At 72.2% G+C, this 15,807-nt stretch carries 15 protein-coding genes; 11 read left to right on the forward strand and 4 right to left on the reverse strand.

Translation table 11 applies throughout. The annotated features are described in order from the left end of the window. Positions 1 to 13 precede the first annotated feature (13 nt). Genes AQJ46_RS11070 through AQJ46_RS11080 form a run of 3 tightly spaced genes read left to right on the forward strand, consistent with a single transcriptional unit; the run spans position 14 to position 2,246 of the window. Positions 14 to 1,090: a nitronate monooxygenase gene (locus AQJ46_RS11070; protein ID WP_059205389.1), complete on the forward strand. Its 1,077-nt coding sequence runs from the start codon at positions 14 to 16 to the stop codon at positions 1,088 to 1,090. Beyond that, a complete protein-coding gene (locus AQJ46_RS11075) occupies positions 1,087 to 1,836 on the forward strand; it encodes a 16S rRNA (uracil(1498)-N(3))-methyltransferase (protein WP_059205390.1) in 750 nt (249 codons plus the stop codon). The genes AQJ46_RS11070 and AQJ46_RS11075 overlap by 4 nt, the downstream gene beginning before the upstream one ends. 17 nt (positions 1,837 to 1,853) lie before the next feature. After that, positions 1,854 to 2,246, forward strand: coding sequence for a VOC family protein (locus tag AQJ46_RS11080; RefSeq protein ID WP_057615844.1), 393 nt, complete (start codon positions 1,854 to 1,856; stop codon positions 2,244 to 2,246). Here the strand turns inward: AQJ46_RS11080 and AQJ46_RS52020 are convergent. Next, positions 2,188 to 2,580: a hypothetical protein gene (locus tag AQJ46_RS52020; protein ID WP_079072212.1), complete on the reverse strand. Its 393-nt coding sequence runs from the start codon at positions 2,578 to 2,580 to the stop codon at positions 2,188 to 2,190. The genes AQJ46_RS11080 and AQJ46_RS52020 overlap by 59 nt on opposite strands. A gap of 81 nt (positions 2,581 to 2,661) precedes the next feature. On the opposite strand from AQJ46_RS52020, the gene AQJ46_RS11085 reads away from it, so the two are divergent. From AQJ46_RS11085 to AQJ46_RS11105, 5 genes are read left to right on the forward strand one after another with little or no spacing between them, the layout of a single operon-like run. After that, positions 2,662 to 3,195: a hypothetical protein gene (locus AQJ46_RS11085; protein ID WP_059205391.1), complete on the forward strand. Its 534-nt coding sequence runs from the start codon at positions 2,662 to 2,664 to the stop codon at positions 3,193 to 3,195. Positions 3,196 to 3,240: 45 nt separating this feature from the next. Next, positions 3,241 to 6,456: a S41 family peptidase gene (locus AQJ46_RS11090; protein WP_059205392.1), complete on the forward strand. Its 3,216-nt coding sequence runs from the start codon at positions 3,241 to 3,243 to the stop codon at positions 6,454 to 6,456. A 33-nt stretch (positions 6,457 to 6,489) separates the two neighbouring features. Then, positions 6,490 to 6,843, forward strand: coding sequence for a histidine triad nucleotide-binding protein (locus AQJ46_RS11095; RefSeq protein WP_059205393.1), 354 nt, complete (start codon positions 6,490 to 6,492; stop codon positions 6,841 to 6,843). Between the two features lie 6 nt (positions 6,844 to 6,849). Next, on the forward strand, positions 6,850 to 7,755 hold the full coding sequence (locus tag AQJ46_RS11100) for a ribonuclease Z (protein ID WP_059205394.1): 906 nt from the start codon (positions 6,850 to 6,852) through the stop codon (positions 7,753 to 7,755). Positions 7,756 to 7,775: 20 nt separating this feature from the next. Beyond that, the gene (locus tag AQJ46_RS11105) at positions 7,776 to 8,765 is read left to right on the forward strand and encodes an adenosine deaminase (protein ID WP_059205395.1); all 990 of its coding nucleotides are present in this window, start codon (positions 7,776 to 7,778) and stop codon (positions 8,763 to 8,765) included. A gap of 8 nt (positions 8,766 to 8,773) precedes the next feature. On the opposite strand, the gene AQJ46_RS11110 is transcribed toward AQJ46_RS11105, so the two are convergent. After that, positions 8,774 to 9,958 carry an MFS transporter gene (locus AQJ46_RS11110; RefSeq protein ID WP_059205396.1) on the reverse strand — a complete coding sequence of 395 codons (1,185 nt, stop codon included), beginning with the start codon at positions 9,956 to 9,958 and terminating at the stop codon, positions 8,774 to 8,776. A 187-nt stretch (positions 9,959 to 10,145) separates the two neighbouring features. After that, complete coding sequence (locus AQJ46_RS11115; protein WP_059205832.1) at positions 10,146 to 10,928, reverse strand: IclR family transcriptional regulator; 783 nt, start codon at positions 10,926 to 10,928, stop codon at positions 10,146 to 10,148. A 115-nt stretch (positions 10,929 to 11,043) separates the two neighbouring features. Between AQJ46_RS11115 and AQJ46_RS11120 the strand changes: the two genes are divergently transcribed. The 3 genes from AQJ46_RS11120 to AQJ46_RS11130 all read left to right on the forward strand — a co-directional run bounded on the left by AQJ46_RS11120 (position 11,044) and on the right by AQJ46_RS11130 (position 14,704). Then, positions 11,044 to 11,982 carry a 5-dehydro-4-deoxyglucarate dehydratase gene (locus AQJ46_RS11120; RefSeq protein WP_059205397.1) on the forward strand — a complete coding sequence of 313 codons (939 nt, stop codon included), beginning with the start codon at positions 11,044 to 11,046 and terminating at the stop codon, positions 11,980 to 11,982. Continuing rightward, on the forward strand, positions 11,979 to 13,268 hold the full coding sequence (locus AQJ46_RS11125; protein WP_059205398.1) for a glucarate dehydratase family protein: 1,290 nt from the start codon (positions 11,979 to 11,981) through the stop codon (positions 13,266 to 13,268). The genes AQJ46_RS11120 and AQJ46_RS11125 overlap by 4 nt, the downstream gene beginning before the upstream one ends. 278 nt (positions 13,269 to 13,546) lie before the next feature. Continuing rightward, positions 13,547 to 14,704: a carbohydrate kinase family protein gene (locus AQJ46_RS11130; RefSeq protein WP_059205833.1), complete on the forward strand. Its 1,158-nt coding sequence runs from the start codon at positions 13,547 to 13,549 to the stop codon at positions 14,702 to 14,704. A 250-nt stretch (positions 14,705 to 14,954) separates the two neighbouring features. On the opposite strand, the gene AQJ46_RS11135 is transcribed toward AQJ46_RS11130, so the two are convergent. After that, positions 14,955 to 15,671, reverse strand: coding sequence for an FAD binding domain-containing protein (locus AQJ46_RS11135; RefSeq protein ID WP_059205399.1), 717 nt, complete (start codon positions 15,669 to 15,671; stop codon positions 14,955 to 14,957). Between the last annotated feature and the right edge of the window lie 136 nt (positions 15,672 to 15,807).

Raw genomic sequence — 15,807 nt, forward strand, 5'->3', positions numbered from 1 at the left:
ACAACATGCCGTCATGTCCTCCGCGCTGACCGGTCTCTTCCGTCATCCGATCGTGCAGGCCCCCATGGCGGGCGGCGTCTCCGTGCCGCGGCTCGCCGCCGCCGTGTCCGAGGCGGGCGGGCTCGGGTTCCTCGCCGCCGGGTACAAGACGGCCGACGGGTTGTACCAGGAGATCAAGCAGCTGCGCGGGCTGACCGGGCTGCCCTTCGGGGTCAACCTGTTCATGCCGCAGCCCGAGTACGCCGACCCCGCGGCCGTCGAGGTCTACGCCCATCAGCTCGCGGGCGAGGCCACGTGGTACGAGACCGAGCTCGGCGACCCCGACAGCGGCCGTGACGACGGGTACGACGCCAAACTCGCCGTACTTCTCGACAACCCCGTTCCGGCGGCCTCCTTCCACTTCGGCATCCCGAGCAGCGAGACCCTGGAGTCGCTGCGCCGCGCCGGCACCTTCACCCTCGTCACCGCGACCACCCCCGAAGAGGCCCTCGCCGTGCAGTACGCGGGCGCCGACGCCGTCATCGCGCAGGGTGTGGAGGCCGGCGGTCACCAGGGCACCCACCGGGACCTCCCCGAGCAGGACGGCTCCGGCCTCGGACTCCTCTCCCTCGTCGCCCAGATCCGGGAGACGGTGACCATCCCGATCGTCGCCGCCGGCGGCATCATGCGCGGCAGCCAGATCGCCGCCGTCCTCGCCGCGGGCGCGAGCGCGGCCCAGCTCGGCACGGCGTTCCTCGCCACGCACGAGTCCGGCGCCCACGACGTGCACAAGCAGGCGCTGACCAACCCCCTCTACGCCCGCACCGAGTTGACCCGCGCCTTCTCCGGCAGACCGGCCCGTGGCCTGGTCAACCGTTTCCTGCGCGAGCACGGACCGTACGCGCCCGCCGCCTACCCCGAGGTCCACCACCTCACCGCCCCGCTCAGGAAGGCCGCCGCCAAGGCCAAGGACCCGCAGGGCATGGCGCTGTGGGCGGGCCAGGGGCACCGGATGGCACGCGAGGTGCCCGCGGGACAGCTGGTGGAGATACTCGCCGCCGAACTCGACGCCGCCAGGACAGCGTTGTCAGACACGGGGGACCTGCGATGACCGCCCCGGTGTTCGTGGTCGAGCACTTCGACGCGGGCGGCGGCGGACACTACGTCCTCGACGGCCCCGAAGGCCGCCACGCCGTCTCCGTGAAGCGGCTCCAGCCAGGCGAGGACGTCATCCTCACGGACGGGGCCGGGCGCTGGGCCGACTGCGTGGTGCTCGGCACCGAGGGCAAGGACCGGCTGATCGTCCAGCTGGACTCGGTGGCGGAGGAACCCCGGGCACAGCCCCGGATCACCGTCGTCCAGGCCCTCCCCAAGGGCGACCGCGGTGAACTCGCCGTCGAGACCATGACCGAGGTCGGCGTCGATGCCGTCGTGCCCTGGCAGGCGGCCCGCTGCATCACCCAGTGGAAGGGCGACCGGGGCCTGAAGGCGCTCGCCAAGTGGCGGGCCACCGCCCGCGAGGCCGGCAAGCAGTCCCGCCGGGTCCGCTTCCCGGAGATCGCGGACGCGGCGACGACCAAACAGGTTGCCGCGCTTCTCGCCAAAGCCGACTTCGCCGCCGTGCTCCACTCCGACTTCGAGCGCGGCAGCGAGCCGCTGGCCACCGCCGAACTCCCCGACGAGGGCGAGATCGTGCTGGTCGTCGGCCCCGAAGGCGGCGTAGCCAAGGACGAGTTGGCGCTCTTCGAGGAGGCCGGTGCGCGCGCCTACGTCCTCGGGCCGACCGTGCTGCGTACCTCGACCGCCGGAACCGCGGCGACCGCTCTGCTCCTCGGCCGCACCGGCCGCTGGTCCTGACCTCTGGAAGGACGTCTGTGGAACTCGCCCAAGTACGCCTGCTCGTCACCGACTTCGCCGCCTGTTACCGCTTCTACGCCGAGGTCCTCGGCCTCAAGCCCCAGTCGGGGGCGACGGGTGGGCCGTACGAGAAGTTCAGCCCCGCCACCGGCTCGGCGGGAATCGCCCTTCAGGACCGGTCGATGATGGCGGCGGTCCTCGGCGAACTGGGCGACACGGCCACCGGACACCGCTCCCTGGTCGTGCTCCGCGTCGACGCCCTGGACACCTACTGCGAGCAGATCGCGTCCCGCGGTGCCACCGTGCTGCACGGCCCGTCCCCGATGACGGACCGGATGCGCGTCGCCCACCTCAAGGACCCGGAGGGCAACCTGGTGGAGCTGCAGGAGTGGCTGCTGCTGCGCGCCTGAGCACCGCGTCGAACAGATCCCAGCCGTCCAACTCGGCCGTCCCCGGCAGAAGTCCGCGGGCTCTCAACTCGTCGACGAAATGACGTACGACACCGGGTTCGCGCAGGTTGAGCAGCTTCCCGGGGCCGGTCGCCACACAGCCGACGTATGAGCGGCCGTCGGAGACGCCGCCGCGCTCGCCCTGCCGGAAGACGATCCGGGTGAGGGCGCCGTCGAGGGACAGGTTGAGGACGTCGCGGCGGGCCTCCCCATCCCGGTGCTTGTGGCGCACGCTCCACAGGTAGGTCGTCCGGTCGTCCACGACGAGCCTTCTCGCGAGGCGGTCCTTGCGCATCCGCCCACCGCAGCCCGACCGGCGCACAGGTGGCCGTATGCGCCCTACCGTCCCGGGCGGGACAGTGGCAGGCTGCCGTGCATGGTGGCGTTGAGACGGAACTGGCGTCGGCCGCGCGGGGTGCGAGCAGCGGGTGTGATGGGGGTTGCCGTGCTGGCCGTGGGTGGGGTCGCCGCGTGTGATCCGACCGGCGTGGTCAGCTCCGCGACCGTGTCGTACACCACCGACCAGCTGGTCACCAAGGAGCTGAACCGGCAGAAGGCCGACGTGAGTTGGCTGACCTGCACGGCCTCGTACGACAACGGCGACCGGACCCCGAGTTCCAGTGTGAACACCGTCGCCACCGTCGACTGCGACGGGAAGACACGGGACGGCAAGGACATCACCGTCAAGGGCAAGGTGACCCGGACCGTCAGCGGCGCATGTGTGCGCGGGGACCTCACCGCCACCGTCGGCGGCAGGCAGTGGTTTCACGTGGAGGGGCTCGGCGACTGCAACGCCACGCCCACCCCGCCGGTCAACAACCCGCGACAGCCCGGCCCGACCGTCACCGTGACCGTCACGAAGACGATCTGGTGCCAGAACGACCCGCAGTGCTGGCCCGACGGCAAGTGATCGAAACCTCTGTGCACGGGGACCGACCGTGCATAGGGTGATCGGGTGACACAGCCTGCGACGTCTGCATATCTCCGGTTTCCGCATCTGCAGGGCGAGCTGGTGGCCTTCACCGCCGAGGACGACGTGTGGCTCGCGCCGCTCGACGGCGGGCGCGCCTGGCGGGTCAGCGCGGACAACGTGCCGGTCACCCACCCCCGTATCTCGCCCGACGGCACGACCGTCGCCTGGACATCCGCCCGCGACGGCGCCCCGGAGGTGCACATCGCCCCGGTCGACGGCGGACCGTCCAGGAGGCTGACCCACTGGGGCAGCGCACGCACCCAGGTGCGCGGCTGGACCCCGGACGGCGAGGTCCTCGCGATCACCACCCACGGCCAGGCCAGCCTGCGCCGCAGCTGGGCGCACACCGTCCCGCTCGACGGCGGCCCCGGCACCACCCTGCCGTACGGGCCCGTCGGCCAGGTCGCGTACGGACCGGCGACCGTGATCCTCTCCGCGCCCATGGGCCGGGAGGCGGCCTGGTGGAAGCGGTACCGGGGCGGTACGGCGGGCAAGCTGTGGATCGATCCCGAGGGCGACGGCGAATTCGTACGCCTGCATGAGGAGCTGGACGGAAACCTGGAGTACCCCGTGTGGGCGGGCGACCGGATCGCCTTCCTCTCGGACCACGAGGGCACCGGGGCCGTCTACTCCTCCCTCGCCGACGGCTCCGACCTGCGACGGCACACGCCCCTCGACAGCTACTACGCCCGGCACGCGGCGGGCGACGGCACCCGGGTCGTCTACACCTCGGCAGGCGAGCTGTGGATCCTCGACGACCTCGACGGCGCCGAACCGCGCCGCCTGGAGGTCCGGCTCGGCGGACAGCGTGCCGACCGCCAGCCGTTCCCGGTGGACGCCTCCCGCTGGTTCGGCTCGGCCGCCCCCGACCACACCGCGCGCGGCAGCGCGGTCGCGGTGCGCGGAGCCGTCCACTGGGTCACCCACCGCTCGGGCCCGGCCCGCGCCCTCGCCGCCGAACCCGGCGTCCGGGCCCGGCTGCCGCGCACCTTCCGCACGGAGGGCGAGGAGTGGGTGGTGTGGGTGACGGACGCGGAGGGCGACGACGCCCTGGAGTTCGCGCCCGCCACCGGCCTCGCCCCCGGCGCCACCCCGCGCCGCCTCGCCGCGGGACAGCTCGGCCGCGTCCTGGGTCTCGCCATGGCCCCCGACGGCAGCCGGGCCGCGGTCGCCGCGCACGACGGCCGTGTGCTGCTCGTCGAGCGGGAGACCGGCGAGGTCCGCGAGGTCGACCGCAGCGAGGACGGCGACGTGCGGGGGCTGACCTTCTCGCCCGACTCGGCCTGGCTCGCCTGGTCGCACCCCGGCCCCGAGCCTCTCTGCCAGCTCCGCCTCGCCAACACCACCGACCTGTCGGTCACCGAGGCGACCCCGCTGCGCTTCCAGGACTACGCCCCCGCCTTCACCCTCGACGGCAAGCACCTGGCGTTCCTGTCCAACCGCTCCTTCGACCCGGTGTACGACGAGCACGTCTTCGACCTCGCCTTCGTGGTCGGCGACCGCCCGCACCTGATCACCCTGGCCGCGACCACCCCGTCCCCGTTCGGCCCGCAGCGCCACGGCCGCCCCTTCGAGGCGCCCGACAAGGACGAGACCCCCGACAGCGAGGGCACCCCGGCCACCCGTATCGACCTCGAGGGCCTCGCCGACCGGATCGTGCCCTTCCCGGTGGAGGCCGGCCGCTACTCCAACCTCCGCGCGGCCAAGGACGGCGTGCTGTGGCTGCGCCACCCCGTCCAGGGCGTCCTCGGCTCCTCCCGGGCCACCCCGGACGACCCCGACCCCAAGACCGACCTCCAGCGCTACGACCTCGCCCAGCAGCGCCTCGAACACCTGGCCGCCGACGCCGACCACTTCGCCGTCAGCGGCGACGGCAAGCGGGTCCTGCTGTGGACCGACGGCCGCCTGAAGGTCGTACCGAGCGACCGCCGTGCCTCGAACGACGACGACAGCGACACGAACATCTCCGTCGACCTCGGCCGCATCCGCCAGACCGTCGACCCGTCGGCCGAGTGGCGCCAGATGTACGCGGAGACCGGCCGCATCATGCGCGACCACTTCTGGCGCCCGGACATGAGCGGTGTCGACTGGAACGGCGTGCTCGACCGCTACCGCCCCGTCCTGGACCGGCTGGCCACCCACGACGACCTCGTCGACCTCCTGTGGGAGGTGCACGGCGAACTCGGCACCTCCCACGCCTACGTCACCCCCCGCGGCGGCCACGGCCACGGCCCCCGCCAGGGCCTGCTCGGCGCCGACATCTCCCGCCACGAGGACGGCCCCCAGGGGGCGGCACAGTGGCGCATCGACCGCATCCTGCCGACCGAGACCTCCGACCCCGACGCCCGCTCCCCGCTCGCCGCCCCCGGCGTCGCGGTCCGCGCCGGGGACGCGATCGTCGCGGTCGGCGGCCACCCGGTCGACCCGGTCACGGGTCCCGGCCCGCTCCTGGTCGGCACGGCGGGCAAACCGACCGAGCTCACCATCTCCCCGTCCGGCGGCGGCGAGCTGCGGCACGCGGTCGTCGTACCGATCTCCGACGAGGAACCCCTGCGCTACCACGCCTGGGTCGCCGACCGCCGCGCCTACGTCCACGAGAAGTCCGGCGGACGGCTGGGGTATTTGCACGTCCCGGACATGCAGGCCCCGGGCTGGGCCCAGATCCACCGCGACCTGCGGGTCGAGGTGGCCCGCGAGGGGCTCGTGGTCGACGTCCGGGAGAACCGCGGCGGCCACACCTCCCAGCTGGTCGTCGAGAAGCTGGCCCGCCGGATCGTCGGCTGGGCGCTGCCGCGCGGCATGCGCGCCTACAGCTATCCGAGGGACGCGCCGCGCGGTCCCGTCGTGGCGGTGGCGAACGAGTTCTCGGGATCCGACGGCGACATCGTCAACGCGGCGATCAAGGCGCTGGGCATCGGCCCGGTGGTGGGAACGCGCACCTGGGGCGGGGTCATCGGCATCGACAGCCGCTACCGCCTGGTCGACGGCACGTTGATCACCCAGCCCAAGTACGCGTTCTGGCTGGAGGGTTACGAGTGGGGCGTGGAGAACCACGGGGTCGACCCCGACGTCGAGGTCGTGCAGAGGCCGCAGGACTACGCGGCGGGCAGGGACATGCAGCTGGACGAGGCGGTGCGGATCGCCCTGGAGGCACTGGAGACCAGTCCTGCCAAGATTCCGCCCACTCTGCCTGACTAAGATGCCCCCGAGATCCGAGGCGAAAGGAACACCATGCCAGGGGAACCCCAGGGCGACTGCCTGTTCTGCAAGATCGTCGAAGGCCACATCCCGGCGACGATCGTCCGGGAGACGGACACCACCGTCGCCTTCCGGGACATCAACCCCCAGGCTCCCACCCACATCCTGGTGATCCCCAAGGCCCACTACGAGACCGCCGCGGTGCTCGCCGCCGCCGCGCCCGAGCTCGCCGCCGACGTCCTCCGCGAGACCCAGGCCGTCGCCGACGACGAGAAGCTGGAGAGCTACCGCACGGTCTTCAACACCGGCAGCGGCGCCGGCCAGACCGTCTGGCACGCCCACGCCCACGTGCTCGGCGGCCGCGGTCTGCACTGGCCGCCCGGATAACCCACCGTGTCCGTACGTGAACTGGTCGTCCTCGGCACAGCCAGCCAGGTCCCCACAAGGCACCGCAACCACAACGGCTACCTGCTGCGGTGGGACGGCGAGGGCATCCTCTTCGACCCCGGCGAGGGCACCCAGCGTCAGATGCTGCGCGCCGGGGTCGCCGCCCACGACATCAACCGGATCTGTGTCACCCACTTCCACGGCGACCACTCCCTCGGCCTCGCGGGCGTGATCCAGCGCATCAACCTCGACCGGGTCCCGCACGAGATCACCGCCCACTACCCGAAGTCGGGACAGCGCTTCTTCGACCGGCTGCGGTACGCGACGGCATACCGGGAGACCGTCCGGCTCACCGAGGCCCCGGTCGCCGAGGACGGGGTCATCGCACGGACCGGCGGCTACACCCTCCAGGCCCGCAAGCTCTCCCATCCCGTCGAGTCCTACGGCTATCTCCTCACGGAAGCCGACGGCCGCCGCATGCTCCCCGACCGCCTCGCCGCGCACGGCATCAAGGGGCCCGACGTCGGACGGATCCAGAGGGAGGGCTCTTTGAACGGCGTCTCCCTCGACGACGTCAGCGAGGTCCGCCGCGGTCAGCGGTTCGCGTTCGTCATGGACACCCGCCTCTGCGACGGCGTCCACGCCCTCGCGGACGGCTGCGACCTGCTCGTCATCGAGTCGACCTTCCTCGACGAGGACGAGCAACTCGCCGTCGAGCACGGCCACCTGACCGCCGGTCAGGCCGCGAGGGTGGCCCGCGACGCGGACGTACGGCATCTCGTGCTCACGCACTTCAGTCAGCGCTACTCCGAACCGGAGGAGTTCGAGCGGCAGGCGCGGGCGGCGGGCTACGAGGGCGAGCTGACCGTGGCCCACGACCTCCTGCGGGTCCCGGTTCCGAAACGGCGATAAAGCAGCCGTACGATGCTTTGATGTCCCTCCCCAAAGCTGAACTGCACCTGCACATCGAAGGCACCCTGGAGCCGGAGCTGGCTTTCGAGCTCGCCGCGCGCAACGGCGTCGAGCTGCCGTACGCCGACACGGACGCGCTCCGCAAGGCGTACCGGTTCGAGGACCTCCAGTCCTTTCTGAACCTGTACTACGAGCTCATGGCCGTCCTGCGCACCGAGCGGGACTTCGAGGACCTGGCGAACGCCTATCTCGCCCGGGCCGCCGCGCAGGGAGTGCGGCACGCGGAGATCTTCTTCGACCCGCAGGCGCACCTCGCGCGGGGCGTGCAGATGGGGACGGTCGTCGAGGGGCTGTCGCGGGCGCTGTCCCGCAGCGAGGACGTGCACGGCGTCTCCACGCAGCTGATCATGTGCTTCCTGCGGGACGAGTCCGCGCAGTCCGCTCTCGAGACCCTCGAAGCCGCCAAGCCGTATCTCGACCGGATCGTCGGTGTCGGGCTGGACTCCGCCGAGGTGGGGCATCCTCCGGCGAAGTTCCGCGAGGTGTACCAGGCCGCGGCGGCGCTGGGGCTGCGGCGGGTGGCGCACGCCGGGGAGGAGGGGCCGCCGGAGTACATCGTCGAGGCGCTGGACGTGCTCGGGGTGGAGCGGATCGACCACGGGCTGCGGTGCATGGAGTCTCCGGAGCTGGTCGCGCGGCTGGTGCGGGACCGGGTCCCGCTGACCTTGTGTCCGTTGTCCAACGTGCGGCTGCGTACGGTCGACGTGCTCGCCGACCATCCGTTGCCGGCGATGCTGGACGCCGGGTTGCTCTGCACGGTGAACTCCGACGACCCGGCGTACTTCGGGGGGTATGCGGGGGACAACTTCGACGCGGTGCGCTCGGCGCTGGGCCTGGGCGAGGAACGGTTGCGGGAGCTGGCCCGCAACTCCTTCCTCGCGTCCTTCCTGGAGCATGACGAGGAGCTGAGGGCCCGGTATCTCGCGGAAGTCGAGGCTTACGAGTTCTGAGGCGGCACCTATGCGGCCGTTGCTTTGTCGTAGGCCTGGGTCTCCACCGGGATCTCCACCACCGGGAGTTGACGCCTGCCCGCACCCGTCGCCACCGCCGTCATCGGTCCGGCGATCAGCAGCAGGCCGACGGCCAGGACCGTCCCCATCGCCGGGAAGCCGGCCTGCGTGGCCAGCAGGCTGCCGGTCAGCGGGCCCGCCGCCGTGCCCAGCGAGGATGCCGAGCCGACCAGGACCGCCCAGCGGCCGCGGGGGTCCAGGGAGGCGGCCAGGCCGATGACGTACGACAGGACGATCGGGTAGAGCGTGTTCCAGGCGATCTCGCCGGACGCGAAGGACGTCAGGTCGGTCGCCGAGGCGCTGAGGGTGATGCAGGCTGCGATGAGGACGGTGCCGCCGCCGATGGGAAGCGCACGGCCGAGGCGTGGGCCCAGCGCGCCCGCGCCGACGACGCCCAGCAGGCCCGCGCCGAGCGCGATCGCGAAGACCGCGCCGACGGTCGCCTCGGAGAGGTGGGCCTGGGTGAGGCCGATGCGGCCGCTGACGCCCCAGAGGGCGTTCTGGGCGAGGGACCAGCAGAGCAGGGTGCCGGCGAGGAGGAGGCCGGCGCGGAGGTGGGGGAGCGGGGCGCGCGTCTCCCGGCTTCGGGCGGGGGCGGTGGCGAGGGGGAGACGGCCTGTCAGGGGCCAGACGGCCAGCGCGGTGAGGGCGATCGCGGCCAAGGGCTGGCCGTGACCGGCGCCCAGGTGGGGGACGGTCAGGTAGACGGCGCCCGCGAGGGCGGAGACGCCGAGGAGACCGACCGTGGTGATGCGGTGCGGGTCCGGCTGGGCGGCGATGCCGGTGGCGGCCACAGCCGTCGACGTACCGGATCCGAAGCCGCCGATCAGCGCGCCCACGACGACGGCCGGGACGGCGTGGGCGAGGGCGGCACCGCCGTAGCCGAGGACGGCGAGGGTGAGGCCGATGCGGGCGAGGGTGCGGGGGCCCACACGGTCGACGCGGGAGGCGAGCAGGAAGCCTGCCGCCGCCGAACTCAGCAGCAGCGCGCTGCCGACGGCACCCGCCTCGGTGGCGGTGAGCGCAAGCCCCGAGTCGAGCCTGCCGACGGTGGTGGGGAGGAGGTAGGGGGCGAGGTACCCGGCCGTGAAAAGGGCAACGAGGGGCCAGGGCAGGGTGGTGCGGGCGGACACGGGCGTTCCCAGGGCATGCGAAAGAAGCGGCTCAAGAAGGGGGTTGGCGCAGGCCGTCGACGGACAGGAACGCGCGAAGAATTTGTATCAAGCACGCGGTTGCTGAAGAAGCCCAGACTGCGTGATGTGGCTCACGTTTCGTTTGGGGTGAGGGAAGCCGGGTAGCAGAACGCGCCCGGGTGCCCGCCTAACGCCAACTGGGAGCCCCGCCCGCGCCCGGTGCCGTCGCCTCGATCTTGCCTCTGATCTCGCGCATCACGGCGATGATCTGCTGCTCGTGGTCCGGCGTCAGCCGGGCGACCGGGACCGAGCAGCTGATGGCGTCCTGCGCGGGGGAGTCGTAGCGCAGACAGAACCCGAAGCCGACGATGCCGAGGACGCCTTCCTCGCGGTCGATCGAGTAGCCGCGTGCGCGGACTTCGGTGAGGTCGGCCAGCAGGGACTCGCGGGTGGTGTGGGAGTTCGGGGTGAGTGCCTCGTACGGCCCCTCGGGGAGCCTCTCGTCGGGCCACTCCGCCAGCAGCGCCTTGCCCAGCGCGCCGACGTGCGCGGGCAGCCGGCGGCCCACCCTGCTGATCGTCCGCAGGTATTCGTGCGACTCGCGCGTCGCCAGATAGGCCACGTCCCGGCCGTCGAGCCGGCCCATGTGGATCGTCTCGCCCAGCGCCTGGGACGCCTCGTCGAGATACGGCCGTACGACCCGCACGCGCGGGTCGGAGTCCAGATAGCTGGTGCCGGTGAGCAGGGCGTGGATGCCGATGCCGTAGAGCGAGCCGGTGACGTCGGTGCGGACCCAGCCGCGCGAGATCAGGGTCTGGAGCAGCGCGTACATCGAACTGCGCGGCACCGCCAGCGCGTCCGCGAGCTCCTGGAGCCGTGCCGGGCGGTCGCCTCGCGCGGCCAGCAGTTCGAGGAGCTCGACGGTGCGGGCCGCCGACTTCACCTCGCGGACGCCACCTGTCTCTGACATGCGCCGATGGTAGTGGGCCCGGCAAAGCCCGCGCCGACCCATTGACGGACGGGATTCGCCTATCTAACCTTCATCTCCATACGTAGATATTATCTACATGGGGAGATGAGCGAGGGTGACCCTCGACCCGGACACGGCCCGACGACTGCGGGACGGCATGGCACGCGGTGTGCTGTCGTTCCCGCTCACGAGCTTCCACGACGGCGGCACCCTCGACCCGGACGGCTTCCGCGCCCATGTCGCCGCCCAGATCGCCACCGGCCCCGGCGCGCTCTTCCCGGCCTGCGGCACCGGTGAGTTCTTCTCGCTGGACGAGGACGAGTACCGGCAGGTCGTCACCATCGCGGTGGAGGAGGCCGGCGGCCGGCTGCCCGTCGTCGCCGGAACCGGCTACGGCTGGGCGCAGGCCGTTCGTTTCGCCCGGATCGCCGAGGAGGCGGGCGCGGACGCGCTGCTGGTCCTGCCGCACTACCTGGTCGCCGCCCCGCAGGACGGGCTGGTCGCGCAGCTGGAGCAGATCGCGGCGCGGACGCGGCTGCCGCTCATCGCCTACCAGCGTGGTCAGGTCGCCTTCGGCGTGGACGCGTTCAGGCGGGTCGCCGACATCCCCGGTGTCATCGGGCTCAAGGACGGACACAGCGACCTCGACCGGCTCCAGCGCCTCACGCTCGCCGCCCCAGAAGGCTTCCTGTTCTTCAACGGCGCCTCCACCGCCGAGATCCAGGCCCGCGCCTACGCCACCGTCGGGGTCCCCGCCTACTCCTCGGCCGTCCACGCCTTCGCCCCCGAGATCGCGAACACCTTCTTCACCGCCCTGCGCGACGGCGACGACGGCACGGTCGAGAAGCTGCTGCGCGACTTCTACGTTCCGCTCGTCGAACTCCGCGACCGCGTGCCCGGATACGCCGTCTCGCTGGTGAAGGCGGCGGCACGGCTGCGGGGGCGCCCGGTCGGTCCCGTGCGCGCGCCGCTCACCGATCCGTCGGCCGCCGACCTGGCGGACCTCGAGCGGCTGCTGGCCTCCGGACTCGACCTCGTAGGAGCCGACCTGTGAACCTCACGATCACCGACGTCCGTCTCACGCCGATCCTCGTCGCCGATCCGCCCCTGCTGAACACGCAGGGCGTCCACCAGCCGTACACGCCCCGGCTGATCGTCGAGGTCGAGACCGCCGACGGGGTCACCGGGGTCGGGGAGACGTACGGCGACACCAAGTACCTGGAACTCGCAAGGCCGTTCGCGTCGAAGCTGATCAGACGTCAGGTCGGTGACCTGAACGGGCTGTTCACCGTCGCCGACCAAGTGGCCGTCGATTCCTCCCGGGTCTCCGGACAGGTCGACGTCGGTGGGCTGCGAGGGGTGCAGACGGCCGACAAGCTGCGGTTGTCCGTGGTCTCCGGGTTCGAGGTCGCGTGTCTCGACGCGCTGGGCAAGGCCCTCGGGCTGCCGGTGCACGCGCTGCTCGGGGGCAAGGTGCGCGACGCGGTCGAGTACAGCGCGTACCTGTTCTACAAGTGGGCCTCCCATCCCGAGGGCGTCGCCTCCGAGAAGGACGACTGGGGGGCGGCTGTCGACCCCGCGGGGGTGGTCGAGCAGGCCCGGTTGTTCACGGAGCGCTATGGCTTCACATCCTTCAAGCTCAAGGGCGGAGTGTTCCCGCCGGACGAGGAGATCGCGGCGATCAGGGCGCTGGCCGAGGCGTTCCCCGGGCACCCGTTGCGGCTCGACCCCAACGGGGCCTGGAGCGTGTCGACCTCGCTGAAGGTGGCCGCGGAGCTCGGCGATGTCCTGGAGTATCTGGAGGATCCCGCGCTGGGGACGGCGGCCATGGCCGAGGTCTCCGCCGGGACCGAGGTCCCGCTGGCCACCAACATGTGTGTGACGACCTTCGCGGAGATCAAGGAGGCGTTCGCCCGGGACGCGGTCCAGGTCGTGCTCTCGGACCACCACTACTGGGGCGGGCTGCGGAACACCCAGCAACTCGCCGCGATCTGCCGGACGTTCGGGGTGGGAGTGTCCATGCACTCCAACACACATCTGGGGATCTCGCTCGCCGCGATGACGCATGTCGCGTCCACCGTGCCCAACCTTCACCACGCCTGTGACTCGCACTATCCGTGGCAGTCGGAGGACGTGCTCAGCGAGCGGCTGACGTTCGAGGACGGGGCCGTGAAGGTCTCCGACGCGCCCGGCCTCGGCGTCGAACTCGACCGGGAGAAGCTGGAGTTCCTGCATCGGCGGTGGCTCGATGACGACGGCTCGCTGCGGGAGCGGGACGATGCTGCGGCCATGCGGGTGGCCGAGCCGGAGTGGGTTACGCCGGTTGTGCCTCGCTGGTAGCGGCGGGGACTTTTCAGCCCAGCATGCTGGAGGGGGCTGGGCCTGGACGTACGGTTCCTCTCGCCGGGGCATGACGAGCGGATCCGGACGCGGACGGAGACGGCCGGGCGGTCACCGCCGCCCCTGGGGCCCCTGGAGTCACACCCGGCGTGGCCCGGACGGCGCGCCCGGGACCTGCGACGGCCTGACGTGGCGGGCGGGTCGCAGGTGAGCGCCGACGCGTTGTCGGCGGCGTGGTGCAGACTGGCCTGATCCGCACCACGTCCAGGGAGCGCACCGTGATCGCGTCCAACGCGTCCACCGGAAAGGGACCGTCGCACTTCGGAGGGACCGGGCACGGCCAGGCCCGGGTCGACCCTCTCGCAGCTCTGCGGGTACCCGACGATCCCCCCTGGGACGTCTATCTCACCGGCACCGTGTTCCTCGACATCATCTTCACCGGGCTCGACTCCGCCCCGGTGCGCGGGACCGAGTCCTGGGCACGCGGGATGGGGTCGAGCCCCGGCGGTGTGGCGAACATGGCCACGGCCCTGGCCCGGCTCGGGCTGCGCACCTCACTGGCCGCGGCCTTCGGCGACGACCACTACGGCGAGTACTGCTGGGACGCCCTCGAGCAGGGCGAGGGCATCGACCTCTCCCCGTCCCGGACGGTCCCCGGCTGGCACTCCCCGGTCACCGTGTCGATGGCGTACGAAGGCGAACGCACCATGGTCTCCCACGGCCACGAGCCGCCCCCGGAGGCCGTGCTCATCCAGGAGGGCGCGCCTGACTGCCCCCCACGCGCGCGTGCGGCGGTGGCGTCGCTCGAGCCGGGGAAGCGTGCCCCCTGGATCGCTCAGGCGGCACACAAGGGCACCCGCATCTTCGCCGACGTCGGCTGGGACGAGACCGGGGCGTGGGACCTGGCGGGCCTCGCCGACCTCGAACACTGCGAGGCCTTCCTGCCGAACGCGCAGGAGGCGATGCGCTACACCGGCGCCACCTGCCCCCGGGAGGCCGCGCACGCGCTCACCGAACATGTGCCGCTGGCCGTGGTCACCCTCGGCGCGGAGGGCGCGTACGCCGTGGACCGGCGTACCGGGGAGACCGCCGAGGTCCCGGCGATCGAGGTCGAGGCGCTCGATCCGACCGGCGCCGGGGACGTCTTCGTGGCCGGCTTCGTCACCGGCACCCTCGCGGGCTGGCCGCTGGCGGACCGCCTGGCCTTCGCCGGCCTGACCGCCGCGCTCTCCGTCCAGGAGTTCGGCGGCTCCCTCTCCGCGCCGGGCTGGTCCGAGATCGGCGCATGGTGGCGCAAGGTCCAGTCCGTGGCCTCCCAGGACCCGACCGCCCTGCGACGCTACGCCTTCCTGGCGGACCTGGCCCCGGAGGAGCAGTCCCCGGGCTGGCCGCTACGACGCGCGGTGCCGACGATCGGGTTCGGCCGCTCGACCTGAGGGCGCCGCGGGAGGTCGGGCCGGGGGTATGGGCGGGTGGTGTTGTGGCGGGGCGGGTTGCTTCCGTGGCTTGTCGAGGGGTCGGCCTGTCTGTGCCGCGGGATGTCGGGGCCTGGTGGTGTTGCGGCGGGGCGGGCTGCTTCCGTGGCTTGTCGAGGGGGTCGGCTCGTCAGTGCCGCGGGAGGTCGGGTTCGGGCCCTGTCGCCGCGGAGCGGTTGGCCTCCGAGGGCGCGTCGGGCGGGTTGGTCCCTCAGGGACCGGTCGGCCGGTCCAGCACCGACACCACCTGCTCACGGACCACCTCGCGGGCCGCGGCGGGGAGCGCCCCTATCGTCGTACCGCTCAAGACGTCGAGCACGCTGTCCGCGCCCGCGTCGCAGGGCACGCTCTCGCTCAGGAACTCGTAGCCGTCGCGGACGGCGACGCGCAGGACCGGGCGGTCGTCCGCGTGGACGGCCGTGGCGACGACCAGGGGCGGTGGGCCGCCCGGGGCCTCGGCCACCTTGCGGTAGCCGCTGACGAGCGGATCGCGCCAGTGCAGGCTCAGCAGCAGCGGCTTCTTGGCGAGCAGCTCGGCGAGGTCGGTCTCGAACGGCCCCTCCGCCGCCAGCACCCGCGCGCGGGCGTCCAGGACGAGTGCCGCGGGCAGCAGACAGCGCAGGGTGCTGCCGACGATGTTCCCGCCGACCGTGGCGGCCCGGCGCACGGCCCCGGTGCCGATGCCCGACGCAGCCCGGTGCAGAACCTCCGGCACCCGCTCGTCGATCCGGTTCAGCAGGACCGCCGCCCCCACCTCGCCGGCCCCCAGAACGTTCGCCTCCGGAACCTCGCGCAGCGACACGGCCTGCTCGGGGAAACCGTCGCGTTGCCAGGCGGCCCACACCAGCGTGGCACCGCCGACGGGTATCGCCCCGTCGGTCAGACACTCCTGTGCCTCGGGCAGGGACGTGGGCAGACGCAGCAGCACGGTCTTCCTTCTTCGATCAGTCGAGGACTTCGAACACACAGGGCAGTGAGCGCATTCTTTCCGGGGCCCCGGGGGAGCATGCAGGGCTCACCGCTGCATTCGGGGCGCCCTGACCGTCGAAAAGCCCTACGGCGTT

Origin of the sequence: Streptomyces canus, assembly GCF_001514145.1 — a bacterium.
Classification (GTDB): domain Bacteria; phylum Actinomycetota; class Actinomycetes; order Streptomycetales; family Streptomycetaceae; genus Streptomyces; species Streptomyces canus.